Here is a 23,300-nt window from a genome sequence, read left to right on the forward strand (position 1 = left end):
CTGCGGCACCGGCTGTGGACGTGGGCCTGTGGCGGCGATGTTTGGGCTCAAGTGCGCGACTGCGCTTGACGCACAGCCGCGCTGCCGCGTGTCGGCTGCCGCGCTCGTCGTTCTGAAACGATCAGTCAGGCACGTGAGATGTCTTTCAGGCGAGAGCCGTAGAACGCCAGGTGGCGTTCCGCGGCGGTGGCCCAGGTGTGGTGGGCGGCGAGTCGGCGACCCCTCGCCCGGCGCGCGGGGGTGTCGTACGTGAGCGCGGCGCCGAGCTCGGCGGCCAGGTCCTGGTGGGTGGTCGCGAAACGGGCGGCGCTGTCGAACACCTCGCGCAGTACGGGCAGATCGCGTACGACCAGTGGAACTCCCGCGGCGAGTGCCTCCATCGCGGCGAGGCCGAATCCCTCCTTGACGGAGGGGAAGGCGAAAGCGGAAGCGGCGGCCACCAGGGGCGGCAGTTCGTCCTCGGCGACCTGGCCCAGCACGACCGGTTGGACGTGGAGTTCGGCTGCGCGTGCCTCCCAGCGGGCCCGGTAGCCGCGGTAGTCGAAGAGGGTTTCGCCGCCCGCGATCACCAGCCGTACGTCCGGGTGCGCGGAGCGCAGCAGGGCGTACGCCTCCAGCAGGTCCAGCGAGCCCTTGCGGGGTTCGATGCCGCCGACGGTGAGGACGTAACGGCCCAGGCGGGCCCGCCAGTTCGCGCGGGCGGCCGGCTCGGTGGTGGCGAAACGGTCGTAGGCCACTCCGTTGGGGATGACCTCCGCCTCGATGCCCCAGCCGTCGGCCAGTTCCGTGGCGACGGCCGCCGACACGCAGATGTGCGCGTACGGCTCGACGATGGCCCGCTCGTGGCAGACGGCCAGTTCGGGGGTGGTGAAGTGGTCGATGTGGTGGACCGTGCGGACGCAGCGGCCCCCGACCGCGTTGGCGCTGATGCAGTCCTGGGCGTGGACGACGTCGTACGCCGCCGCGAAGGGCTCGAAGGCCCTGCCCAGGACGGCGATGGAGCGCAGGATCCGTTCGCCGACGGACTCCTCGGGCGGGCCGTCCGGGAACGGCACGATCCGCAGCCGTACGGCGGGGTCGACCGGCCGGAAGAAGCCCGCGTCACCGCCGCGGCCCAGCGTCCACACGGTGACGTCCTGCCCGGCCGCGGCGAGCGCCTCGGCGAGGGCGAGGGTGTGGACGACGCCGCCGCGCGGCTTGGTGGAGTAGCTCAGCAGAGCGATCTTCACGTGCGGTCCTCCCGGTAGGCGCCGGGCCGGCGTTCGTCGAGGTGGCGCAGGATGCGGCGGGCGCGGTCGATCTCCTCGGCGACGTCGATCTCGGCGACCGCCAGGCCGGCCTTGGACCAGGTGCGGGCGAGGATGTCACCGCCCGGGCCGACCACCTTGGACTGGCCGAGGAAGCGCATGCCGCCCATGGCGCCGGTCTGGTTGGAGGAGGCGAGGACGACCTGGTTCTCGGCGGCGCGGGCCTGGTCGTACAGGTCGAAGAGCTTGGCCTGGCGGTCCTGGGCCATGCGCGGGGCGCGGTTGGTGAGGGATGTGGGCCAGGCGGAGAGGCAGGCGAGGATCTCGGCGCCGTCCAATGCCAGAGAACGGGCCGACTCGGGGAACGTCTTGTCGTAGTCGATGAGCATGCCGATGCGGCCGACGGGGGTGTCGAAGGCGTCGAAGCGGTCACCGGGCGCGTAGGCGGCGACCTCGCCGGCCGGCAGGTGGACCTTGCGGTGGCGGCCGAGGACACCGTCGCCGCTGACGCAGACCGCGGCGTTGTAGCGCTCGTCGCCGCCGTCCTCGCAGTAGCCGAGGCAGACCACCATCTCGGCTGCCAGACGGGCGACCTGGAGGATCAGCGGGTCGTCCGGCTTCAGGGCCGGCGGCAGGGCCTCGGGGTCGGGGTGGCGCAGGTCGGCGAGGTAGCCGCCGAGCGCGGCGTCGGGCAGGACCAGCAGACCGGCGCCGAAGGCGCGCGCGTCGTCGATGAGCTTGGCGATGCGGGCCAGGTCGAACTCCAGGTCGCGGCCGAAGTGGGCGGCCGCGGCCGCGATCCGGATCGTGCTCATGCGCTGACCGCTCCCGTGGGTACGACGTAGGTCTCGGGCCGCCGGTCGCGCAGGTGTCCCATCGACCGCCGGGCGGTCTCCAGTGCCTGTGCGACGTCCAGTTCGGCGACGGCGACGCCGGCCGCGACGCCCGTGTCGGCGAGGATCTCGCCGCCGGGGTCGACGACCTTGGCGCTGCCGACGAAGCGTAGCGACCCGAACGTGCCCGCCTGGTTGGCCGACAGCCACACGATCTGGTTCTCCAGCGCGCGGGCCCGGTCGAACAGGTCGAAGCGGCGTTTCCAGCGGTCCTCTTCGAGGCGGGCGGCCGCGTTCGTCCGGGATCCCGGCCACGCGGAGACACAGACCCCGATCGCGGCGCCGTCGAGCGCGAGTGCGCGTGCGGACTCCGGGAACGCCTTGTCGTAGCAGATCATCATGCCGATCCGGCCGACCGGGGTGTCGAAGGCGTGGAAGCGGTCCCCGGAGGAGTAGCTGGCGTCCTCGCTCAGTGGCTGGTGGACCTTGCGGTGGTTGCCGAGGACGCCGTCACCGGTGACGCAGACGACGCTGTTGTAGCGGGCTTCCCCGGCCGCTTCGCAGTATCCGGCGACGACCGTCATCTCCCCGGCCAGGGAGGCCAGCCGGCGGATCTCGGGGCCGTCGAGGGCGAGCGCGGGCGGGCCCTCGTCGAGTCCGGCGCGGTCGTCGAGGCTGAGCAGATACCCGCCCAGACACGCCTCGGGCAGCGCCAGCAGGCGTACGCCCTCGTCCCGGGCTTCCTTGATCAGCCGTTCGGCGATCTGGAAGTCCTCCTCCAGGTCGCGGCCGAACTCGGCGGCCACGGCGGCCATACGCAGGGTGGTCATGCGGTCCCCATCCCGGTCACGGTGGACATGACCGCTTCGGTGATCTCTCCGTCGGGCCAGCGCAGCCCGACGCCTTCTCCTTCGGTGAGTTCCCCGCACACCGCACCCGTGGCGGGCCCGGCGGGCAGGGGCGGCGCGCCCGGCTCGTCGGCCGTGAGCATCGCGAAGCCCGGGAAACAGGTGAACCAGTCACCCACGGTCGCACCCCCCGGCCGGGGCACGGCGGCCACGTCGAGCACCGCCCGGCAGCCGCTCGCCTCGGCGAGCATGCCGAGGGTGCCGGCGATGCCCGCCATCGACACGTCCTTGGCGGCGGCGGGCCGCGCGGCGGCCACCGCGCCGGTCATGGTGCGCAGTTCGTCGCCACGGCGGTGGCTGGTCGAGTCCCACTGGCGGCCCCGGTAGCCCGGGCGCCAGCTCCCGCCGAGGTCGGCGGTGAGCCGTACGGCGTGACCGGCGCGGCCGCCGCCACCGGGCACCGGCCGGTCCGTGCGGCCGAGCGCGGTCACCGACAGGGCGGCCGGGACGCCGAGCTGGGTGTGCCCGCCGAGCACCGGGATGCCGTACGCCTGGGCTGCCCGGGCCAGTCCGGCCAGGACCTGGGCGGCGTGCGCGGCGTCGCGAGCGCCCACCGCGTCCAGCAGCCCGAGCGGTGCGGCGCCCATCGCCGCGAGGTCGTTGACGTTCACGAGGACCGCGCACCAGCCCGCCCACTCGGGGTCCCGTTCGACCATGGACGGCACGATCGCGTCGCACGCCGCGATCACGTCGGTGCCGGGGACGGGCGCGCCGTCGTCACCGACGAAGCCCCGGGGAGGTGCCAGCGCGGTGAGGAGCGGTCCGAGGGGGGACTTCGTGGCCGCCACGAGGGCGGCGATGCGGCCGATCGGCCAGCGCATCAGCACGTGCGGCGCGCCCGCGACCGTCGTGTCCCGGACCCGCTGCCAGCCGAGCCGCCGGAACAGCAGCTCGTTGCGCGCCTGGACGGTCGCGTCGAACCGCAGCGCGCCCTCCGCCTCGGCGCGGGCACAGGCGGCCCGGACGAGCGCCGCGCCGATGCCGTGCGGGCCGCGGGCCCGGCGGGCGACGACCAGGCGCCCGCCCTGCCACCAGCCGAGGTCGGGGCCGTCGTCGACCGGGCACAGGCGCACCCCGCCGACCACGGTGCCCTCCGGGTCCTTCGCGACCAGGACGACGGTCCGCGGGTCGGTGTCGTGGTCGTCCAGGTCGTGATGGGCGAAGAGCCCCTGCTCGTGGACGAAGGCGGCACGGCGCAGCCGCCGATAGGCGGCCACATCCGCCGTGCCGTCCGCCTCCTCCATGCGGAAGGCGGGCCGGCGGGCGAGCGTGCTGCGGTCGCCCAGCAGGGCCAGGATGTCCTGCGGGCCGTCCACGGCCGGCACGGTGACGGAACCGTCGAGGTTCACGGCGCTCACCCGCCCGCTGTCTGGAGCACACTGCAGGCGCCGCACGCCGCGCAGCCGGCCTTCTGGTCGGCGCCGCTCATTCCGGCGGCGCGCAGCTTCGCGGCGACGCGCTCGGTGACGTACGTCAGGAGTTCCGCGCGGGGTGCCCCTACGCCGTCGCGGGCGGCGAGGGTGCCGCTCATCGGGCGGAACGGGACGACGAACGGGTACACCCCCCGGTCGATCAACCTGCCTGCCCCGGCGACGAGTTCGTCGGCGTCCTCGCCCAGTCCGACGAGGAGGTAGGTGGAGACGCGGTTCGGTCCGAACACGCGCACCGCCTCGTCCCACGCGGCCTCGTATTCGGCCAGCGGGACCGTCGACTTGCCGGGCATCCAGCGTCGGCGCACCTCGTCGTCGAGGGACTCGACGTGGATGCCGATGGCGGTGGCCCCGGCGTCGTGCAGGGCGCGGATCCAGGCCAGGTCGCCGGGCGGTTCGCACTGCACCTGGACCGGCAGACCGGGCACGGCCTCCAGCACAGCCCGGACCGACCGTACGAGGGTGCGGGCGCCGCGGTCGGGTCCGGTGGTGGTGCCGGTGGTCATCACCATCTGCCTCACGCCGTCGAGCCGTACGGCGGCCTCGGCGACCTCGGCGAGCTGCCCCGGTGTCTTGGCGGCCACGGTGGCGCCCGAGCGCAGGGACTCCTCGATGGTGCAGAAGCGGCAGCGGTCGGACTCGGCGTAGCGGATGCAGGTCTGCACGACGGTGGTGGCCAGGACGTCGGAGCCGTGCAGGCGGGCGATCTGCTCGTAGCGGACACCGTCGGCCGTGGTCAGATCGTAGAACTTCGGTCGCTGGACGGCTGTGAAGGAGATTCCGGTGTCCTCGTCGCCGAGCCACACCTTGCCGTCCCGCACGGAGTAGGGACTGTGGGGGTTGCGGGGGAGCGCGGCGTTGGCACCGTCGACGAGGACGTGTCCGTCGTCGCTGGGCCCCGCGCCGTCCGGCCGCCGCACGGGCGCGTCCGACGCGACGCCGCGCAGGGCGAGTTCGGCGCGGGTCATGATCCGCACGTCCACCGCCGTACCGCTGTCACCGGTGCCAACGCTCACGTCGTACTCCCTACAGCTGGTAGGTGGAGTTGATGATGGCGCCCTTGCGCGCGTAGTGGATCAGCGCGTCCTGGACGTCCAGGGGGTGGGTGGGGATGACGCCCTCGATGAGGTCCTCCTCGCGGGCGCCGTGCAGGGAGAGGCCGAAGCGGCAGCAGTAGACCTTGCCGCCCTCGGCGATGAACGTCTTGAGCTGGTTGTTGATGTTGTGCTCGCCGGGGAAGGCGGAGTTGCCGGTGGTCGGGAAGCCGCGGGTGGCGAGGCAGTTGAGGGAGCCGGGGCCGTAGAAGTAGATCGCGGTCTCGAAGCCCTTGCGCAGGGCGCGGGTGGCCTGCAGGACGGCGACGAAGGACACGGACGACTCGTGGGCGATGCCGTGGACGAGGGTGAAGTACGTCTCGCCGTTCTCGGCCTGGTAGTCGGGGAAGACCTTGGTGGAGCCGTAGATGCTCGTGCCTTCGGGGAGCGAGGGGTGCGGGATCTCGTCGAGGGACTTCTGCTCGACGTCGGACAGCTCGGCGGTGACGACGGATTCGGACATGACTGTCTCCTTGTGCGTACGGGAGGGGAGTGGGGGCGGTCAGTCGTAGAGCGTGGCGAAGGTGTCCCGGAAGACCAGGTCCCCCAGGGCGCCCCCGCCGGTCGCCGCGGCGAGACGGGCGTACTCGCCCGTGAAATCGCCCCACGGCTGGTCGCTGGCGAAGAGCACCCGGTCGTGGCCGATGCCGCGGCGCTCGATCTCCTGGGCCAGCCAGCGAGGAGTGAAGCCGATGGCCCAGGAGAGATCGGTGAAGACGCGCTTGCCGGCGTCGATCCAGTCGAAGAACCGGGAGCCGGCGAGCTTGATGTGGCCGCTCATCCCGCCGCCGAAGTGCACGAGATGGACGGGGACTTGATCGGCGTACCAGTCGACGAGGTGTCCGACCTCGTCGATGTCGGAGGCGGCGCCGGGAGAGGTGTGCACATGGACGACAAGGCCGCGCCGGGCGGCCTCGGCGAAGATCCGGTCGAGCTGGGGACGGCAGGCCGGGTCCGTGGGGCGGCCGCCGAGCAGGAAGCTCAGCTTGAGCGCCTTCACACCCGGCTCACCGGCCAACGCCAGCGCCTGATCCGTGCGTTGAGCGTCCTCCGGACGTGGCGAGACCCACAGACCGGCGCGGATCCGGTCGTCGCTCTGCGCGGCCTCGATGGCCAACTCGTTGAAGGAGAAGGCGATCGCCGGGTCAGGGACGCCGTAGTTGGGGATGACCAGGGCGCGTTCTGTGCCCTCCGCGTCCAGGTCGGCGATCAGCTGTTTGACCGTGGCCCGGGCCGTGGTGTCGGGGTTGACGGGCGGACCGCCGTAGAAGGGATACGCGGGCAGGACACCGATGTGGCGGTGTGCGTCGAAAACCATGGATGTGTACGGCCCTTCAGCCGATCGGGAGGGCAGGGGCGACGCCGGCGGGAGCTCCGGTGAGGACTCCGCACACGTCGCCCGTACGGCGCCCCGCGTCGATGTGGTCGGCGAGGAACTCGGCGTCCCGGCCCACCGCCTCGAATCGTCCCGAACCCCAGGAGTGCTGCCAGGGCAGCCCCAGGAAGTACAGGCCGGGGACGTTGCTGATGCCCCGCCAGTGCATGGGGTAGCCGCGTCCGTCGAAGGCAGGGATCTCGATCCAGCGGTGGTCGCGGGTGAAACCGGTCGACCAGACGACGCAGGTGATGCCGGCCTCGGTCATGTCCAGGGCGCGGGGCTGCTCGGACGGTTCCCACACCGGCACGTAGCGCGCCTCGGTGGGGGCGTCGACGCCCTGCGCGGCGATGTGCCCGTCGATGGCGTCCTTGATGCCCTCGGCGACCGCGTCGGCGTGGTCGAGGTTCACCTTCAGGTCGTCGGCGAACTCCATGCGCGCACCGCTGATCCCGGTGAGCCTGCCGTACAGCCGCATGCCGTCGCGGGCAAAGGCCCGCAGATCGATGTCGCGGCCGCCGTCGCGTCCGGTGACGTAGTGGTTGACCCGCATGCGCACCGCGTCGGCGTCGTCGAACACGTCGATGGGCTTGTCGTAGTGGCCCATGTCGTCCAGCCACGCCACACAGTCACGGCCCCGGTAGAACCGGGCGACCCGGGGTGCGCTGCCGACGGCGAGGTGCACCTGCCGGCCGGCGAGGTGGAGGTCCTCGGCTATCTGGCAGCCGGACTGACCGGTGCCCACCACGAGGACGGCGCCTTCGGGGAGTTGGTCCGCGTTGCGGTAGCCCGAGGAGTGGAACTGCTGGACGCCGGCCGGCAGCCGCTCGGCCATCCGCGGGATCTTCGGCGTGTGGTACGGGCCCGTCGCGACGACCACCTGGTCGGCGGTGAACCCCCCGGCCGTGGTGGTGACGTCGAAGACGCCGTCCAGCGACCGGCGAAGGCGGGTCACGGACACGCCCTCCACCAGCGGCGGCTGGAAGGATGCGACGTAGTCCTCCAGGTAGCGCACGATGTCGTCGCGGACCATGAAGCCGTCCGGGTCGCCGCCGGCGTAGGGGTGACCGGGCAGCTTGCACTGCCAGTTCGGGGTGACCAGGCAGAAGGAGTCCCAGCGGCGTTCCCGCCACTCGTGTCCCACCCGGTTCGCCTCGACGACCACATGGTCGACACCGCGCTCGCGCAGGCCGTGGCTGATCGACAGTCCCGCCTGGCCGCCGCCGATCACGGCGACCGTGTAGTGGGCCCCGGCGAGGCGGGGCGCCGCGCTCACCTCGGGATCCCGTCGGCGTCGAGAAGAGCCTCGACCGTGACCTTGCTGCCGGCGGGGAAGGCGCGGTGGCGCACCGTCTCCTCGATCTGCTCCAGTTGGCCGGAGGCGCCGGTGCAGGAGAAACCGAACTTCTCACGGACCCGCTCCCCGGCGATTCCGAGCGCCGTTCGACTGCGCTCCAGGAAGTCGGCCAGTTCGTATGTGCCGCCGGCCGTGAAATACTCTTCGACAACCGTCGAGGGAGAATAGCAGCGCTGAGTCGTATCATCGGGCCAGCGCACATCGAAATACATCTCGGGCATGACATCCTCCATGCCGGGCGCAGGGTTCTCGGCCCCTCGCCTCTGCGTGTGACCATCACTTCAGCCAGCCGCGATTACCGAACCAGGTCATCCGGAATAAGGGGGGGTTACGGAGTTCTCACGGCGAACGGCCGGCGACTGAAGCGGATTTGCCCCACAGGCAATAAATGCCTGTCCCGAAGCCTCCGGAACCCGGTGACCTTGATTTCCTGCTTTTACCAGGATGCTCTTCACGGACGCCTGATCGGCATGGGCAGCGACGAGGCGGACGTGCCAGGCCCGGGGCGTCGGCGTATGCGGTGGCCGCATGGGCGGGCAGCGTCGCGAGTCGGAGGGCGGCTCCCGCGAAGTGGGTGGTGGAGGCGATCACCCGGCGTCGAGCCCAGGTGCCTCCGGTAGGTCGTCGACGATGCCGCGCCTGCCGTCGCAGGAGATCAGAAGGTGGGGGATGGGCCAGGTAGTCGTCAAGGGTGGTCGGAGTCCGCAGCGGCAGCAGGCGTGGGTCGCGGCGGGGGCTGACCAGGAGGAGATGGCGTCGGCGTCAAGGAGGACAACGGTGACCTCGGTGACCCGGTCCGCCGCCACCACGAGCATCGAGTTCAAGGACCCGCGTCCCGCTCGCGCGGCGGCACGCCCGGGCCGGAATCTCCGTGTACACCGAACGGACGTGGACGCCCCGGGACGGCGCAATTACACGATCGGCCGCGCAGGTGATCGACCCGGAGGCATCACCGCGGAGTACCGCGAGGGCGGTGTTGTGTCACCGTGGTCGGCTGCCCTGCGCGAGAACGAACAGGTGCTTGTCGCCGGCCCGTTCGGGGATGCGGTCATCGACACGGAGGAGGGCCGACCGCTCCTGGTCCTGACGGTTGGCACCGGCATCACTGCGGAACTCGCCATGGCCCACGCCCTCGCAGGCGCGCGCAGCGAACGCCCTGTTGACTTCGTGCACGTCGTCCGCGATCTCGGCGGCCTCCCGCACAGGGAGAAACACAGCAGGCCGTCTGCCGGTTGCATCGATGCCGCCTGCACTTGCACGTGACGCGGCAGAGGCCGCAGGACACCCGGGCCGAACGTCACTGATGATGTGTCCGACGCGAGGGCGGCCTCGGAGGTGACGACCGTGGCGTTTCATGTCCTTGTCGCTCACGGCATCGCGGTCGACGGCGGCCCCTGCGCACATCGCAGGGCAGGTGGAGGTAGCCGTACAGCTGCGGCAAAATGGCCTCCCGGCCGACTCGTTCGGACTTCGACAGTCCCAAGCTGGACAGGAGGCCCTGCACGTCATCCACGTCGGAGCGGGAGATCACGCGACCGAGTCACCGCACTCGAACTGGCGCCCAAGTGGATCGCTGCGGAAGACGGCTTCTTGCGCCTGCTGTCTGTGAGTTGGTCACAGGGAGTAGTGGCCTTGTCCGATGTCCTCGATGAGGCCGGGGGGGTGGGCGGCGGTCACCGTCGCCCAACTGCCGCCTGGCCTGGGTCACCGCTCGTCCTGGCTTGACCACGACGGTGAACTACCCCTGTTTGAGGGCACGTTGATGTGACCAAGGGTGGAGCACCTATCGAAGGAACGAGACGCTCCGCGGGTGCGGTCATGGTCCTCGAAGACCGGCGCCGCCCCGCACGGTGTGGACCGTTTCTGTCAGGCATTTCTCCGCCGTTTTGATCTGCAGCACATCTTCCGATGCGCGAAACAGACCCTCGGCTGGACCACACCGAAACCCCGTATCTCCGAAGCCACGGACCGCTGGACCTGGATCCTGGTCGTCGCCCACACCCGGCTCCGGCTCGCCGGCCCCTCGACCCGCCGGACACGACCGGCTCGCCCCGGCCCGAGTCCGGCGGGGGTTCAGGAACATCCGCGCTCACCTCGCCTGCCCGGCCCGAGTTCCCAAACTCCGGGGTGCCGGGGCCGGACGGCCACTCGGCGCCAAGAACAGACACCGGGCACTCCGCCACGACGTCGGAAAAGCGGCCAAACGCCCCGAGACCCTCAAGGCCCTCGGCCGGCCTGGCAGATCCTGGTGGACAAAGAACAAGTTTTCAGGCGTTCGTGAGCCAGTCCTGGTCGAGGCGGTCGGTCAAGCCGGCGGTGGCGAAGGCGGCCTCCAGCTCCTGGCGGCCCTCGGTGTAGTGCGCCCAGCTGTCGTGGTGGACGGGGACGACGCGGCGGGCACCGAGGATCTGGGCGGCCTCGGCGGCCTGGGCGCTGTCCAGGACGACCGGCCGGCCGTCGAAGAGCACGGGGAAGCGGGGCGCGCCGGCGAACAGGATGGCGGTGTCCACCGGGGCGAAGCGCTCGGCGATCTCCCTGACCGCGTCGAGCGAGGCGTTGTCGCCGCTGACGTAGACCGACGGCAGTCCCTCACCCGTCAGGACGAAGCCGACGACCTGGCCGGCGAGCGGTTCGACCTCCTCACGTCGGCCGGGGCCGTGGATGGCTGGCACGCCGGTGACGGTGATGCTGCCGCCGCCCGGGCGCTTCAGGTCGACCGACTCCCAGTCGGCCAGGCCCGTGGCCTTCGCCCCGAGGCGCTCGCCGCCGCCGGGGGTGGTGAGGGTGAGGGGGACGTCGGCGAGCAGGGCGCGGCCGGAGGTGTCGAGGTTGTCGGCGTGCTCGTCGTGCGAGAGCAGGACCACGTCGACGGGGCCGACCTCGTCGGGCGTGATGGCGGAGCCGGCGGTCTTGGTCAGGGTCGGGGCGCCGGGGGTGGCGTAGTCGCGGGGGCCGTCGAAGGTCGGGTCGGTCAGAAAGCGCAGGCCGCCGTACTCGAACAGGGCAGTCGGGCCGCCGAAGGTGCGGACGGGGAACTGCTGGGCGTTGTGCTGGGACATGCCATCTCCTCGTTTCCGCACGAAAAATTTTGCTCTTTTCCGTGATCCTACGGAGGCGACGACGGCATGGGCGACCTGATCGTGCCGCGTCGCTTCTCCGGCTCCGAGTTCATGCAGCTGTGGCGGTGGAGGGACGGCTCCCGCCTCGACGGGGACGACCGCGTCGCGGAGATCCCCATCGGCCAGCAGTACCTCCCCTCGCCCTGCGTACAGACATCGACGGCGAGGGCAGTCTCAGCTTCGAGGTCGTGCTGCGCTGCCCTATGTGCCGTACCCGGGCCGCACCCACACCCGCTCACCCCGGCCGATCTCCCGGCCGGGCACTCGTGGTGGAACGGCTGCCCGTCCTGCCACCTGCCCGGCCAAGGCGGTGCCGCCGGCCTCGCCGTGCACCGCCTCCGTCCACACCGGCGCGGGCGCCCGCGCTCGGGCACGTTCCGCTGCGCGTGGCCCTGCTGCCGGCCGTGGTGGGGGGCCTCCTGCTCACCGCGCCGGCGGGCAGCGCGCGGATGATGCCGTTGTGCGCGACCGCCCGCAAGCACCGCCGGGCCGATCACAGGGCTGCGAAGGCTGGGGCCAGGACTCGTCGAAGGCCCGGCGGTAGCCCGGACTACCGGGAGCCCGCCACAGGCTGCCGCTTGTAGAAGGACTCCTCCAGGTAGGCGGCCTCGTGCGGCTGGTAGGGCTCCTCCAGGTGGGCGGCCTCGTCTTCGTCGAGTTCGACGTCCACCGCGGCGATCGCGTCGGCCAGCTGGGCCGGCTTGGTGACCCCGACGATGGGCGAGGTCACCGCCGGGTTGCGCATGACCCAGGCCAGGGCGACCTGGGCAGGGGACAGACCCCGCTCGCCCGCGATCTCGTGGACGCGCTCGGCCACCGCCTGGTCCTCGTCACGGTAGAGGATGTTGCCGCCCGCGTCGGTTTCGGCACGCGCGGTGGCGGTGTCCCCGGCCCGCGTCAGCCTGCCCCGCGCCAGCGGGCTCCACGGGATCACGCCGATGCCCTGGTCGGCGCAGAGCGGGATCATCTCCCGCTCTGCTTCCCGGTGGATGAGGTTGTAGTGGTCCTGCATCGACACGAACCGGGTCCAGCCGTTCAGGTCAGCCAGGTACAGGGCCTTGGCGAACTGCCAGGCGTACATGGAAGAGGCTCCGATGTAGCGGACCTTCCCGGACTTGACCGCGTCGTGCAGCGCCTCGAGGGTTTCCTCGATCGGGGTGTCGTAGTCCCAGCGGTGGATCTGGTACAGGTCGATGTAGTCGGTCCCCAGTCGCTTCAGGGAGGCGTCGAGCTCGGCGAAGATGGCCTTGCGGGACAGCCCGGCGCCGTTCGGGCCGGGGCGCATCCGCATCCAGACCTTGGTGGCGAGAACGACCTCGTCGCGCCGGGTGAAGTCCCTGACCGCCTGGCCGACGATCTCCTCGCTGCTTCCGGCGCTGTACCCATTGGCCGTGTCGAGGAAGTTGACACCGCCCTCGAGGGCCTGCTTGATGATGTCCCGGCTGGCGTCCACGCCCAGCGACCAGGGCTCACCGCCCCGGTCCGGCTCGCCGAAACTCATGCAGCCGAGGGTGATGGCGGAGACTTCCAGTCCGGTCGCTCCGAGTTTGGTGTATCGCATGCCTGCGAACCTAGGAATTGGAGTGCGCTCTAACGCAATACGTCTCGGTCGGGATTCGGAGGCCGTGCTGGCCGCAGGGGAGGGACGAGGTGAAGTTGGCGTGTGATAGCGGGTGTTGACCTGCCCGGGTGAAGTCGTGCCACAGACCGGGGGAGGGGCGGCGTGGGCCCGTTGATTGTCCTCTAACGGGGTCCGCGGCCAGCGCTCGTCGCCGACCTGGCCGGGTTTGACGTCCTCGGTGGAACCATCGTGCCGCGAGATCTGGGGCAACTGCCCCGCTGCTCGACAGGGCGAAGGAGCTGCTTTGTGACATCCCCACGGGCAGTGCCGGAAGTTGGCGCAGTCCGCCACCGCCGGTCGGTGTCACCGGCTGCGGCGAAGACGGTCCTTGCGCACCTTATGGACCGTTCCCGGCCGCCTTCACATCTGGTCAAAGCCCCCTGCGAGGGAGAACCGGGAGGCACGGGCCGGCCCTGCGGGCGCAACCGGCCGGGAACAGGATTAGTTGAGGGTGCTCGGATGTGCCGTTGTGAGTGGCGGCCACCAGCATGGTGTGCGACAGGGGACGTGACGACCAAGCTGGGGGGACCACATGCCGTTCGTGCGGCCATACGTACGCTCCGATGGGACGCCGGTGTGCGGACGCACCCGGTGGGCGGTACGACAACAGCGCGGACGCCGGTGACGCATCCGGTACCCGGCACCGGCGAGCAGGGCCGTGCGGCGCCGAGCCGGAGCATGTCTTACCTGCGAGGTCTCATGTATCAATCATTGTTCGTGCACCTCGCCTTCCGGGCGCCTCACGGGCTCAATCCGAGAGGTCCGCCTTGCCGAACAGGACCGCGTAACTGGAGGGGAGTTGGCTGATGATCTGATTCAGTTCTCCGCCGGTGACAGTGTCGGCAACGGTGGTCAGGACCGCGCTCGCGTCCCACTGCGCGGTACGCGGCCGCGCATGGGTGCGTTCGGCGACTCGGCGGTAGAACTCTTCGATCCCGAAACCTCGCTCCTGCTGTGGCGCGGCGTGGTCCAGAACTTGCCGCAGCGGGCCGGGCAGCTGGGATGCGAGGTCCTTGACCTCTCCCGGGCTGATCCGTTGGGCCAGGACTTCCAGCACGGCGTTGGTGACGTCCGCGGCTTCGTCTTGGTCGTTGTATTCGCCTCGCTCGCGCACACGGGCGAGGAATCCATCGTATTTCATAGCCGCCTTCCTTCTGCTCGCCCTGGTCACCGTTGATCGAGGGGTCGTCAGGTGCGCCGTCGGACCGACCCGGTCCGCCCGGTGGCGCGCAGCTGCCGTTCGCAAGGAGTGCCGTACGGACTTCACGCAGTGCACGGCCGAAACCCCCGGCGCCGCTTGCCGGGTGCGCGCGGGGTCCATACTGTGGCGCGGGCTCGTTGTGCCGGGTTGCCTCGGTATCCTCAGCGGTGAGTGGCCGGGCCATGTTCTCCAACAGGAGGCTATATCCCGCGGCCCAGACGCCGAGCGTTACGCACAGGCATACGACCGCGGGACCTGGCGGACATGGGCCGACACGAGAACGTGGGGATCCACGCAGCGCGTCTGCGCCGCCGTGAGGGGTGTCGAGCCTCGCCGGGACGGCCGCAGTGCCGGATGGGTGCCCGGAACCGCGGCGCCCGTGTCTCACCCGCTGCTCTCGGTGCTCTCACTTGTCTCGGTGATCTCGACGTGTCGCGGCTTCGCGACGTCGGCCTTGGGGACGGTGATGCTGAGCACTCCGTCCTGCATCTCAGCCTTGACCTTGTCCGTGTCCAATTCTCCGGGCAACCGCAAACGGTACTCGAAGGCTCCGACGCGGCGGGTGCTGCGGCGCAGGACACCCTTGCGCTCCCGTTCCTTGATCTCTCCGGTGACCACGAGTTCGGGACCGTTGGCCTCTACGTCGATGTCCTTGCTCTTCACGCCGGGAAGTTCCATCTCTATGTGGAACGCGTCCTCGGACTCCGACACGTCCGCAAGAGGTGTCCACGCAACCGCGGGTGCCGCGCCCACCGTCGACTCCAGCAGGCCGCTCATCTGGTTGAGCAGGTCGTCGAACTCAACCAGGGGATTGACAGGGGTGGGTGCCCAGACGGGCCTTTCCTGCAGGCCGCCACCACGGTGGCGCCGGACGGGCATAGCCATCGCCATCGCCTCCTTCTTCCTTGTCGTGATCTCATCGTCCGCCATGCGTCATGCGAGCTGCGGACTCTTTGTGACGTATGCGTGGGGAGACGTCCGAGTGGCTCGTGACAGCGGACGTGCCTGTGGTGCCGGGTACGCCGAGTGCCCCAGGTGTCGGTGCGCGAAGTGAATGGCCAATGGCCGTTGTGCCCTCACCGGCCGCGGGGGCCGCCCGCTTCTGGAGTCCCGGCGGCCGCTCTGGGCCGTGTGCGGGAGCGCGCCGAGCCGCGCGCCGACGACCGCTCCGAAGATCAGTCCGTACAGGGCGGGGAGCAGACCGGAGACGACCGGCTTCTCCCAGTTCAGCAGCCCGAAGATCCAGCCGACGAGTATGCCGGGCAGCGCTCCCGGGGGTGCGCCGTGGAGGACGGCCTCGCCGTACCCCATTCGACCGATCACCTGTTCGGCAAGGCGCATGTCCCGACCGATGATCGCCACCTTCTGAGCGGGAAAGCTCTGGTCGGCGAGGCGATCGACCGCACGTTCGGCCTCCTGGTGCGTCGAGTACATGGCGACGGCCCTGCGGACCTGCTCGGTCATGGCCACTCCTTACGCCGACGGACCGCCGAGCGATCCCGACACGCTCCAGAGTGGCCGTTCGCCCGGTCATCCCGCCTGCTCCCAGCGGGTCGAAAAGTGGCCCCGGCGGTCGGTCTGCGAGGACAGGGGGCGGGACGACAATTCGGGCTCACCGCGGCGATCCTGTCCCTGGGCGTGGCGACATTCGACGCGGCTGCGCGACGCCACGGGCCCGCGGCCGTACGGAGGCGACCGCCACGGCTGACCGGCCCCCGTGGAGTGGAGAGCGGGCCCAGGGGGCCCACTTCCACCGTGCACCGCCTGTTTCCCACCGCCTGCGACCAGGCCGCCGGGTCAGCCGGGCATGGGGTGATGTGCCCGGGCGGGCGGACTGCTCCACGACGGCGGCGCAGAAGGCAGGCAGGTCGGCCGGGTCACGCCTGGTGACGAGCTGCCCCGCATCCATGAACAGCTGCTCGATCGAGTGCCAGTGTGGACCCGCCGTACCCCCGGTGCGGATACGGGGAACCGTCCAGGATTCGGGTGTCGGGCACAGGATCCCCCGGCCCCGGGTGCCGGCCGGACCGCCCGGGAACGGGTATGTCGCGCTCAGGCGCTGTGTGCGTCCCGGATGCCGAGTTCGTCGATGTGCCCCAGCAGGTCGCGGGGGTCGGCGTACACCCGGAACGCCTGGGCCCGCTCCAGTTCGTCCTGCCCGTATCCTCCGGACAGCAGCCCCACCCCGAGTGCCTCCGCCCGCCGCGCGGCCAGCAGATCCCACACACTGTCCCCGACCACGACACAGTCGCGGGCGGGTATTCCGAGCCGCGCCGCGCCCGCCAGGAACAGATCGGGGTCGGGTTTGGCGCGGCCGACCTCCTCGCGGGTGACCGTCGGCACCTCAGACGGCACGGCAAGTCTCGCGAACAGGGGTGCAGCGTCGTCCCGACGGGCGCTGGTGGCGATCGTCCAGGGCACGCCGCAGTCCGTCAGCGTCCGGAGAAGCTCCGCGGCTCCGGGCAGCGGCCGGATGGAGTTCATCCAGCCTTCGAAGTGACGGTGATGGGCGTTCTGCAGTTCATCGGTCTCCTTAGGCGTCAGCCGTACGCCGGTTTCGCGCATCATGGCCTGCACGAGCAGGCCACCGCTCATCCCGATCCTCCGGTGGATCCGCCAGATCGCCAGGCCGATGCCCATCTCCCTCAGTGCCTGCTGCCAGGCGATGACGTGCTGGTAGACGCTGTCGACGAGTGTCCCGTCCAGGTCGAAGACGAACGCCGCGGGCCTGGTGGCCGTACTGTCGGACATCTTCCCCATCCCTCCCGTCAGCGGCCGGCCCGGGCCGGCGGAGTATAGGCACCGGAGCAATCGCCCCAGCAGCAGCGGATCGATGATTTGCTGATCGCGAAGAGCAACGTCGGGCGCGGCACCGCGTCAGAGACCACTCCGAAGAAGCCGCTGAGTATCGTGCTCAGGTCGAAGCTCAGCAGAGTCCGGCGCGGATGGCGCTGTGCCGCCACCCGAGCGATTTCCCGGAACGGCATCGAAGCCCGCTGCCGTCCGGTGAGGTACCCGCTGGTCGGCAGCCGGTCGATGCCTTCCCGAGCTGGCACCTCCGACTCGACGCGGTCCACGATCTTCTCGGCTTCCTTCTCCTGCCCATGGAATGAACGGCCAGGCCACCGCCAGCCGACGTCCGGGGGAACCAAGCGGTGTCCAGCAGGACGCAGCCTCCTGACCGCGGCCCCGACCCAGTAGCTGCCGTTGATGGTCAGGTCGACCCGTCCGCGGTTGCGGGCCGGGATGAACTCACCGGGGCAGGCATCGGCGTGAGTGCTCGGCGGTCGACGAGTGCCATGCTGGGCGCCGGGCATGCGATCGGCATCGGTGCACGGTGACCAAATCGCGCGGTCGGAATCGACCCCGCGGGGTGAGACACCCTGGATGAGCTGGCGGTTCTCGGAAGGCTGGCAATGCACGGCGCACGGGTCAGGGATCCGGCCTGCCGCGAGACGGCATCGGAGCAGGTGGGTGAGGTGTTCTCGAACTGTCGACGCGCGCCACCCGGCTGAAGTGGCTGGCGGAAGGGGGCTGGCTGGTCGAGGAGAAGCCGGGCCGGTTCATCCTGTCCGCGTTGGAGCAGGACGCTGCTGATGTCGGGCGGCCGGCCGGCGGCTCACGGGTGTGGTCATCGACCAAGGAGAGGACGACCAAAACGCCCCCAACGTCACGGCGGGAGACAAGTCCTCAAAAACTCTTCGAGGACTGCATCTACAAGGTCTGTCCGGGCGCACCGCACACGTTCCGGGACGACGACGCACGCCAACTGCGTCGGCGGCTCACGGGTGCCGGGTTGCACCCGGCACCCGTGACTGACTCGGTCGCACCCGCGCGCTCAGCTCACGGACGAGACTGCCGACTGGATCACCTTGGTCACTGCCGCAGGGTCCGAGACGAGCGTCAGGTGTGAACCGCCCTTGTAGAGCGTCACCTTGGATCCCGCCCGGTGCGCCATCTTCTGCTCCGAGGCCGGGGTGATGATCTGGTCACCGCTGCTGATGAAGTACCAGGAGGGAATCGTCTTCCACGCCGCGTACTTGGAAGGAGTGTTGAAAGCCACGGTTGTGGCGGCACGCTGCGTGGCCCACAGATTGACCGCCTGGTCATGGGGCACGCTGCTTGCGAACTTGGTGACGAACACGTTCTCCTTGAGATAGAGAGCGGACGCGTTGGACGGGGCGTTCGGGTACGGCACGGCATCGTACAAGTCAGCAGGCGACCCCTTTGTCAGGACCGACGTCGGGCCGCTGAGCTGCGCCGTGGTCTCGCCGACCGCCGGCGCGGCGGCGTCGACATAGACGAGCGCCTTGACGTTGCTGACCCCATGGGCGGCGTTGGTGATAACCGAGCCTCCGTAGGAGTGCCCTGCCAGGACGATCGGGCCCTTGATGCTTTTCAGAAAGTCGTGAACCGTCTGCGCATCAGTCGTCAGGTCCTGAAGAGGGTTCCCGATGGCACGAACCGTGTAGCCGGCGCGGCGCAGCAAACTGATCTCGCCATTCCAGCTCGACGCGTCCGCCCACGCTCCGTGCACCAGGACGACGGTGGGTTTCGTCTGCCGGGCAGCCTGGTGCACGGTGTCCGTGGCACCGCCTGGCGCCGCAGCGGCAGTGGTGGTGGCGGCGATCGCTGCCACCACCAGAGTTATCGCGACATCGCGGTGTGGAAAGCAAGCCATCCGGGGCCTCCCTGTCCGGAGTCGTCGCAAGGACGCGTCGGAGGGTGAACGAAGGCCACATGGAACGGCGTGGAAGCCTGCCGAGGCCATGAACAGCGTCCCTGCTTCACCATATGACGGTAACGCCGGCCGGCCACGTCAGCATCTGGCAGGGAAAACGAGTGGATGCCGAAGCCGGCGGCGATCTGTTCCAGCGTGACGCCGTGCTCGTGATTGCCCGAGCAGATAAGCGCGGGCCGTCCTCCGTGGCTCAACCCGCCCGAACCGGCCCGCGATCCGGGCCGTGACCCGGTCGAACATCGCCCACCAGCGGGCAGGGTCTACGCTATGGCCCGCGGCCACCGCACGATCTTCAGGAGTCCACACAACCCCCGATGATCAGGCAGTGGCCGTACCCGTTCCCGGCCTGGTCCGCGACAAGATCGTGAAGTCAGACTGGAGTCCTAACCCCGAGCGACCTCAGCGGTGTGCGCGGGCGTATAGCGCTCGCCCGCCACCTGGTCGCTCAGCGGGTCCAGCACGGCCAGCGCCACGGTGTCCAGGGTGAGCTCCAGCGCGGCCGCGTTCTGCTCCAGCCGGGCCGGGTTGCGGGTGCCCGGAATGGCCGCCACCGCCACCCCGAGCCGCTCGGCCTGGGCGTACACCCAGGCCAGCGCCACCTGGGCCGGGGTGGCACCCAGCCGGTCGGCCACCTCGCGCACGGTCTGCGCGATCTTCTCGTTGGCCTCGCCCGCCTCGCCGGCGAAGCGGGGGTTGGTGCGCCGGAAGTCCTTCTCGCCCAGCGTGGAGCGGTCCAGGGTGCCGGTCAGGAACCCCCGCCCCAGCGGCGAGTACGGCACCAGCCCGACCCCCAGCTCGGCCATCACCGGGGTAACCGCCTCGACGTCGCGGGTCCACAGCGAGTACTCGCTCTGCACCGCGGTGATCGGGTGCACCGCGTGCGCCCGGCGCAGCAGCTCGCCGTCCACTTCGGACAGGCCCAGATGGCGGACCTTGCCCGCCTCGACCAGCTCGGCCATCGCCCCGACGGTCTCCTCGATCTCCACGTCCTGGGGCGGGCGGTGGGCGTAATACAGGTCGATCACCTCGACGCCCAGCCGCAGCAGCGAGGCGTCGCAGGAGCGCAGCACGAAGTCCCGGGCACCGCGGATGCGGCGTGCCCGGTCGCCGGCGCTGCGGTCGATGCCGAACTTGGTGGCCAGCTGCACCCGGTCCCGGCGGCCGTGGACGGCACGGCCTACCAGCACCTCGTTGTGCCCGGTGCCGTAGGAGTCGGAGGTGTCCAGGAACGTGATGCCCAGATCCAGGGCCCGGCCGATGGTGGCCAGGCCGCCGTCCCAGTCGGCGGCGCCATAGCTCTCGCTCATCCCCATGCACCCCAGGCCCATCGCGCTGACGGTGAGACCGGGCGAGCCGAGCGTGGTTCGGGTGATCATGCGCGGATACTCCTCCTGCCCGGCGGACCGGGCGATACCTTGAGCACTGACGAACGCCTCGGACGCTAGGACTTGGAGCGCGCTCGAAGTCAAGCCGGAGGGCCGGCCCCCGTCGGCGGGTCAGGCGCGGCGGGAGCGGGTGAGGGGGGAAGCGGTCCACCGGCAGCAGGCCGCCAGTGGGCCCGGACACGGCGTATTTCCCGGCCGTCTTCACCAGCGGGTGCTGCGGCCCAGCGGCCGAACCCGTTCCCAGCAGGGTCAGCGACAAGATCGCGAAGTCAGACTGGAGTACTACTGAACTTGAACGGGTGATGTCGGGGCGGTTTGCCTGACGAGTGCTGTTCGGCGCTGGTAGCCATCTGGGCGTGAGGTACGCGCAGGGCGGCGGGTTGACCGCCGCGGGGAGGGCCGCCCGGGAGCGGGTCAGGCTGCAGGCCGTGGGGCGCTTCTAACGCGAGGAGAAGAACCGGGAGATCGCGGCCGCGCTGCGGGTCAGTGAGCGGTCGGTCGAGCGATGGCGCCGGGCTTGGCGGGAGCGAGGCGAGGCGGGATTGCTGTCCGCAGGCTCGCCGGGACGGCCCAAGCTCAGCGCGGCCCAGGTCCACAGGCTGGAACGTGAGTTGGAGCGGGGACCGCTGGTCCACGGCTGGGCAGATCAGCGGTGGACGCTGGCGCGGGTGAAGACCCTGATCGGTCGCCTCTTCCATGTCGCATACACCGTGGAGGGCACCTGGCAGTTGCTGAAGCGGCACGGCTGGTCATGGCAGCAACCCGCTCGGCGGGCGATCGAGCGCGATGACGAAGCCGTCGAGCTGTGGAAGAAGGAGGTCTGGCCGCGGGTATGAGCACCTTGGCGGCGCTCGGGGCCTGGATCGTCTTTCAGGACGAGGCCGGGCAGTCGATGATGCCGCCGCGTGCCAGGACCTGGGGCCGGGTCGGCCGCACCCCGGTGGTGCGGATCCGCGGGCGGGGATCCGGACGGGTCTCGATGGCAGGCATGGTCTGCTACAGGCGCGGGGAACGATCGCGGCTGATCTACGCCGTCCGCGAGTACCACGGCCGCAAAGACGAACCGAAGGGCTTCGGCTGGCGCGATCTGCGGGACCGGGTTGTCCGAGTCCGCCTCCGGCTTGGCGGCCCGATCGTGCTTGTCTGGGACAACGTGCGGCTGCACCTGACCGCCGGGATGAGGGAGTGGGCCGCTGCGAACGTGCACTGGCTCACCATCTTCCAACTGCCCGCATACGCACCTGACCTCAACCTGCAAGAAGGCATCTGGTCGCTGGTCAAGCGAGAGGTCGGCAGCCTCGCCGCGGCCGACCTGGCCCAGATCACCAAGGCCGTCAAGCGCAGGCTCAGGCAGATCCAGTTTCGACCGGACATAGTCGACGGCTGCCTCGCCGGCACTGGCCTTGCCATCCACGAGTAACGAACCCAGGGAACGACCGGCCTGCGACGTGGCCCTACGATCGCGGCACCCCGCCGAACACTTGTGCCCGACGAATTGAGTGAGCCCGTGAGCGACGACGTCCTGTCGATCATTCGGACCGATCCCCAGTGGCAGCCCGACCGGGCGGCGGCCGAGCGGACTGCCGCGCTTGCCGCAGACCTGGCTCCTGGCCTGCCCGATGGCGTGGATGTCGAGATCGACGTTACCTGGCACGACGCCCTCACACCCGTCGACTGCGGCGACAACCTGGAACGGATCGGCTGCCCGCACTGCGGTGCTTCGATCGATTCCGAGTGGTACGCCGACCTGCTGGAAAGCCACTGTGAGGACGGCTTCGACACCTTGGCCGTGGAAGTGCCCTGCTGCGGCACTGCCACGTCGCTGGACGTGTTGGACTACGACTGGCCGTGCGGCTTCGCCCGCTTCGAGATAGCCATCTGGAACCCCGAACGTGACTGGTTCGGCGACGAGGAACTGGCCACTATCGGCGACACACTCGGGCACCCGGTGAAGCAGATCAGAGCCCACATCTGACTCAGGTCTCAGCAGGAACCACGTGCAGCCGTCCAGCCCGACATCACCCATTCAAGTTCAGTAGCGCCCTCTAGAGATCTTTAAAGGTCATCTCATTTGGTGATTCTGCGGTAGCAGATAAGGGTGCAGGCGATGGTCCAGCGGTGTCGCCCGGGTCTCGACACCCTGTCGGGCGATGCGGTGGCGGATGCCGCGCTGAGACAGCCATTGCCGCAGGTGGCGGTAGTCGTAGCCCTTGTCAGCGTGAAGCTTGTGAGTCTTGAGTCGCCGGGGGCCTCGGCGGGACCGGATGGGCGGTATGCCCTTCACGAGCGGGACCAGGGCCTGGCTGTGGTGAACGTTGGCGCCGGAGATTCCAACCGACAGGGGCAGACCGGTCCGCTCGGTGATCAGAGGGCTCGCATGTTCACCGAGTCGATCGCGCAGCGGGACCAGTCCAGCTCGCCGTGGGCACCGATTTCGTCGGGGACTGGACGGTGCAGCTTGGCCCATACTCTGGCCTTCGTCCACTCGGTGACCTGCGGTGGGCTGTCGCACCGGACGGCCCGAACGATGCTGCAGGCAACTGCTGCCACGTACAGCCGGACGTCGCCACGAACACGATTGCGGCCAGCGCCTCCCGGTCACCATGGCGGCGCCGGCCACCACCCTGTGGCCGCGACGGAGCATCCGGAATCACCCGCTGGAACAACTGCCACAGCCCATCCGGCACCAGCCGCTCAATGATCCCCACTTCGGCAGGCTACCGACCTCGAAGACAAGCCTGGCAGTCAACGGCCCATCCGGCGCTGCTCGTCGAACCGAAGCAACACCCGTACCATGCGCCACACTCCGGCCGTCGCCCCGAGCAGTGCACCCCCCACCAACACGCCCTTCCTCACCGAACCGGAGATGTCAAAGACCAGTGCGAGAGACAGAGTGAACCGTTCCGGGTTCGGTAGGGACTCGATCGTTTGAGAGGATCGAGTTATGGCACGTCCTTCCCAGTACCCGCTTGAGCTGCGCCGTCGTGCG

General features: G+C 70.0%; 21 protein-coding genes and 3 pseudogenes. 4 read left to right on the forward strand and 20 right to left on the reverse strand.

The annotated features are described in order from the left end of the window. Window positions 1-125: 125 nt before the first annotated feature. From ACZ63F_RS06450 to ACZ63F_RS06490, 9 genes are read right to left on the reverse strand one after another with little or no spacing between them, the layout of a single operon-like run. On the reverse strand, window positions 126-1,229 hold the full coding sequence (locus ACZ63F_RS06450) for an MSMEG_0565 family glycosyltransferase (protein ID WP_469709219.1): 1,104 nt from the start codon (window positions 1,227-1,229) through the stop codon (window positions 126-128). Then, window positions 1,226-2,062, reverse strand: coding sequence for a carbon-nitrogen hydrolase family protein (locus tag ACZ63F_RS06455; protein WP_469709221.1), 837 nt, complete (start codon window positions 2,060-2,062; stop codon window positions 1,226-1,228). Before ACZ63F_RS06455 ends, ACZ63F_RS06450 begins: the two co-directional genes overlap by 4 nt. Further along, window positions 2,059-2,910 carry a carbon-nitrogen hydrolase family protein gene (locus ACZ63F_RS06460; protein WP_469709223.1) on the reverse strand — a complete coding sequence of 284 codons (852 nt, stop codon included), beginning with the start codon at window positions 2,908-2,910 and terminating at the stop codon, window positions 2,059-2,061. Before ACZ63F_RS06460 ends, ACZ63F_RS06455 begins: the two co-directional genes overlap by 4 nt. Next, complete coding sequence (locus ACZ63F_RS06465) at window positions 2,907-4,346, reverse strand: MSMEG_0567/sll0787 family protein (protein WP_469709225.1); 1,440 nt, start codon at window positions 4,344-4,346, stop codon at window positions 2,907-2,909. The genes ACZ63F_RS06460 and ACZ63F_RS06465 overlap by 4 nt, the downstream gene beginning before the upstream one ends. Continuing rightward, the gene (locus tag ACZ63F_RS06470; protein WP_469709227.1) at window positions 4,343-5,434 is read right to left on the reverse strand and encodes an MSMEG_0568 family radical SAM protein; all 1,092 of its coding nucleotides are present in this window, start codon (window positions 5,432-5,434) and stop codon (window positions 4,343-4,345) included. The genes ACZ63F_RS06465 and ACZ63F_RS06470 overlap by 4 nt, the downstream gene beginning before the upstream one ends. Before the next feature lie 10 nt (window positions 5,435-5,444). Further along, the gene (locus ACZ63F_RS06475; protein WP_059193510.1) at window positions 5,445-5,975 is read right to left on the reverse strand and encodes an MSMEG_0572/Sll0783 family nitrogen starvation response protein; all 531 of its coding nucleotides are present in this window, start codon (window positions 5,973-5,975) and stop codon (window positions 5,445-5,447) included. Between the two features lie 39 nt (window positions 5,976-6,014). Beyond that, a complete protein-coding gene (locus ACZ63F_RS06480; RefSeq protein ID WP_469709230.1) occupies window positions 6,015-6,830 on the reverse strand; it encodes an amidohydrolase family protein in 816 nt (271 codons plus the stop codon). 16 nt (window positions 6,831-6,846) lie between these two features. Then, window positions 6,847-8,163 (reverse strand): MSMEG_0569 family flavin-dependent oxidoreductase, encoded by a 1,317-nt coding sequence (locus ACZ63F_RS06485; RefSeq protein ID WP_469709231.1) that lies wholly within the window; start codon window positions 8,161-8,163, stop codon window positions 6,847-6,849. Beyond that, window positions 8,160-8,465, reverse strand: a complete 306-nt coding sequence (locus tag ACZ63F_RS06490) for an MSMEG_0570 family nitrogen starvation response protein (protein ID WP_469709233.1) — start codon at window positions 8,463-8,465, stop codon at window positions 8,160-8,162. The genes ACZ63F_RS06485 and ACZ63F_RS06490 overlap by 4 nt, the downstream gene beginning before the upstream one ends. A 556-nt stretch (window positions 8,466-9,021) precedes the next feature. Here ACZ63F_RS06490 and ACZ63F_RS06495 point away from each other — a divergent pair. Further along, window positions 9,022-9,507, forward strand: coding sequence for a ferredoxin reductase domain-containing protein (locus tag ACZ63F_RS06495; RefSeq protein WP_469709235.1), 486 nt, complete (start codon window positions 9,022-9,024; stop codon window positions 9,505-9,507). A 430-nt stretch (window positions 9,508-9,937) separates the two neighbouring features. Then, a pseudogene (locus tag ACZ63F_RS06500) lies at window positions 9,938-10,493 on the forward strand (NF041680 family putative transposase); the annotation flags it as partial. Window positions 10,494-10,511: 18 nt separating this feature from the next. Here ACZ63F_RS06500 and ACZ63F_RS06505 read toward each other — a convergent pair. The 9 genes from ACZ63F_RS06505 to ACZ63F_RS06545 form a co-directional block, all read right to left on the reverse strand. Then, window positions 10,512-11,303, reverse strand: a complete 792-nt coding sequence (locus ACZ63F_RS06505) for an MBL fold metallo-hydrolase (RefSeq protein ID WP_469709237.1) — start codon at window positions 11,301-11,303, stop codon at window positions 10,512-10,514. Window positions 11,304-11,913: 610 nt separating this feature from the next. Beyond that, the gene (locus tag ACZ63F_RS06510) at window positions 11,914-12,924 is read right to left on the reverse strand and encodes an aldo/keto reductase (protein WP_469709239.1); all 1,011 of its coding nucleotides are present in this window, start codon (window positions 12,922-12,924) and stop codon (window positions 11,914-11,916) included. 808 nt (window positions 12,925-13,732) lie between these two features. Further along, a complete protein-coding gene (locus ACZ63F_RS06515) occupies window positions 13,733-14,125 on the reverse strand; it encodes a DUF2267 domain-containing protein (protein ID WP_469709241.1) in 393 nt (130 codons plus the stop codon). 444 nt (window positions 14,126-14,569) lie between these two features. After that, entirely contained in the window at window positions 14,570-15,070 is a 501-nt protein-coding gene (locus ACZ63F_RS06520) for an Hsp20/alpha crystallin family protein (RefSeq protein ID WP_469709350.1), read from the reverse strand. Window positions 15,071-15,118: 48 nt separating this feature from the next. Beyond that, a complete protein-coding gene (locus tag ACZ63F_RS06525) occupies window positions 15,119-15,649 on the reverse strand; it encodes a YflT domain-containing protein (RefSeq protein ID WP_469709243.1) in 531 nt (176 codons plus the stop codon). 588 nt (window positions 15,650-16,237) lie between these two features. Next, complete coding sequence (locus ACZ63F_RS06530) at window positions 16,238-16,936, reverse strand: HAD family hydrolase (RefSeq protein WP_469709245.1); 699 nt, start codon at window positions 16,934-16,936, stop codon at window positions 16,238-16,240. Between the two features lie 17 nt (window positions 16,937-16,953). Further along, entirely contained in the window at window positions 16,954-17,502 is a 549-nt protein-coding gene (locus tag ACZ63F_RS06535; RefSeq protein ID WP_469709247.1) for a hypothetical protein, read from the reverse strand. A 521-nt stretch (window positions 17,503-18,023) separates the two neighbouring features. After that, window positions 18,024-18,824 (reverse strand): alpha/beta hydrolase, encoded by an 801-nt coding sequence (locus tag ACZ63F_RS06540; protein WP_469709249.1) that lies wholly within the window; start codon window positions 18,822-18,824, stop codon window positions 18,024-18,026. Between the two features lie 485 nt (window positions 18,825-19,309). Beyond that, entirely contained in the window at window positions 19,310-20,302 is a 993-nt protein-coding gene (locus ACZ63F_RS06545) for an aldo/keto reductase (RefSeq protein ID WP_469709251.1), read from the reverse strand. Between the two features lie 365 nt (window positions 20,303-20,667). Here ACZ63F_RS06545 and ACZ63F_RS06550 point away from each other — a divergent pair. Together ACZ63F_RS06550 and ACZ63F_RS06555 are read left to right on the forward strand one after the other, a co-directional pair. Beyond that, window positions 20,668-21,731: pseudogene (locus ACZ63F_RS06550) on the forward strand (IS630 family transposase). A gap of 87 nt (window positions 21,732-21,818) precedes the next feature. Continuing rightward, window positions 21,819-22,286, forward strand: coding sequence for a hypothetical protein (locus tag ACZ63F_RS06555; RefSeq protein ID WP_469709252.1), 468 nt, complete (start codon window positions 21,819-21,821; stop codon window positions 22,284-22,286). Between the two features lie 92 nt (window positions 22,287-22,378). Here the strand turns inward: ACZ63F_RS06555 and ACZ63F_RS06560 are convergent. After that, window positions 22,379-23,019 (reverse strand): annotated as a pseudogene (locus ACZ63F_RS06560) (transposase). A 37-nt stretch (window positions 23,020-23,056) separates the two neighbouring features. Further along, the gene (locus ACZ63F_RS06565; protein ID WP_469709352.1) at window positions 23,057-23,257 is read right to left on the reverse strand and encodes a DUF6332 family protein; all 201 of its coding nucleotides are present in this window, start codon (window positions 23,255-23,257) and stop codon (window positions 23,057-23,059) included. Window positions 23,258-23,300 lie beyond the last annotated feature (43 nt).

The organism is Streptomyces sp. NPDC104761, assembly GCF_055583445.1.

Excerpts from the sequence above, each read along its gene's own strand:
- ACZ63F_RS06455 (WP_469709221.1), bottom strand. The coding sequence starts at position 2,062 with ATGAGCACGATCCGGATCGCGGCCGCGGCCGCCCACTTCGGCCGCGAC.
- ACZ63F_RS06460 (WP_469709223.1), bottom strand. The coding sequence starts at position 2,910 with ATGACCACCCTGCGTATGGCCGCCGTGGCCGCCGAGTTCGGCCGCGAC.
- ACZ63F_RS06475 (WP_059193510.1), bottom strand. The coding sequence starts at position 5,975 with ATGTCCGAATCCGTCGTCACCGCCGAGCTGTCCGACGTCGAGCAGAAG.
- ACZ63F_RS06480 (WP_469709230.1), bottom strand. The coding sequence starts at position 6,830 with ATGGTTTTCGACGCACACCGCCACATCGGTGTCCTGCCCGCGTATCCC.
- ACZ63F_RS06490 (WP_469709233.1), bottom strand. The coding sequence starts at position 8,465 with ATGCCCGAGATGTATTTCGATGTGCGCTGGCCCGATGATACGACTCAG.
- ACZ63F_RS06505 (WP_469709237.1), bottom strand. The coding sequence starts at position 11,303 with ATGTCCCAGCACAACGCCCAGCAGTTCCCCGTCCGCACCTTCGGCGGC.
- ACZ63F_RS06510 (WP_469709239.1), bottom strand. The coding sequence starts at position 12,924 with ATGCGATACACCAAACTCGGAGCGACCGGACTGGAAGTCTCCGCCATC.
- ACZ63F_RS06515 (WP_469709241.1), bottom strand. The coding sequence starts at position 14,125 with ATGAAATACGATGGATTCCTCGCCCGTGTGCGCGAGCGAGGCGAATAC.
- ACZ63F_RS06520 (WP_469709350.1), bottom strand. The coding sequence starts at position 15,070 with ATGGCTATGCCCGTCCGGCGCCACCGTGGTGGCGGCCTGCAGGAAAGG.
- ACZ63F_RS06525 (WP_469709243.1), bottom strand. The coding sequence starts at position 15,649 with ATGACCGAGCAGGTCCGCAGGGCCGTCGCCATGTACTCGACGCACCAG.
- ACZ63F_RS06530 (WP_469709245.1), bottom strand. The coding sequence starts at position 16,936 with ATGTCCGACAGTACGGCCACCAGGCCCGCGGCGTTCGTCTTCGACCTG.
- ACZ63F_RS06535 (WP_469709247.1), bottom strand. The coding sequence starts at position 17,502 with ATGCCCGGCGCCCAGCATGGCACTCGTCGACCGCCGAGCACTCACGCC.
- ACZ63F_RS06545 (WP_469709251.1), bottom strand. The coding sequence starts at position 20,302 with ATGATCACCCGAACCACGCTCGGCTCGCCCGGTCTCACCGTCAGCGCG.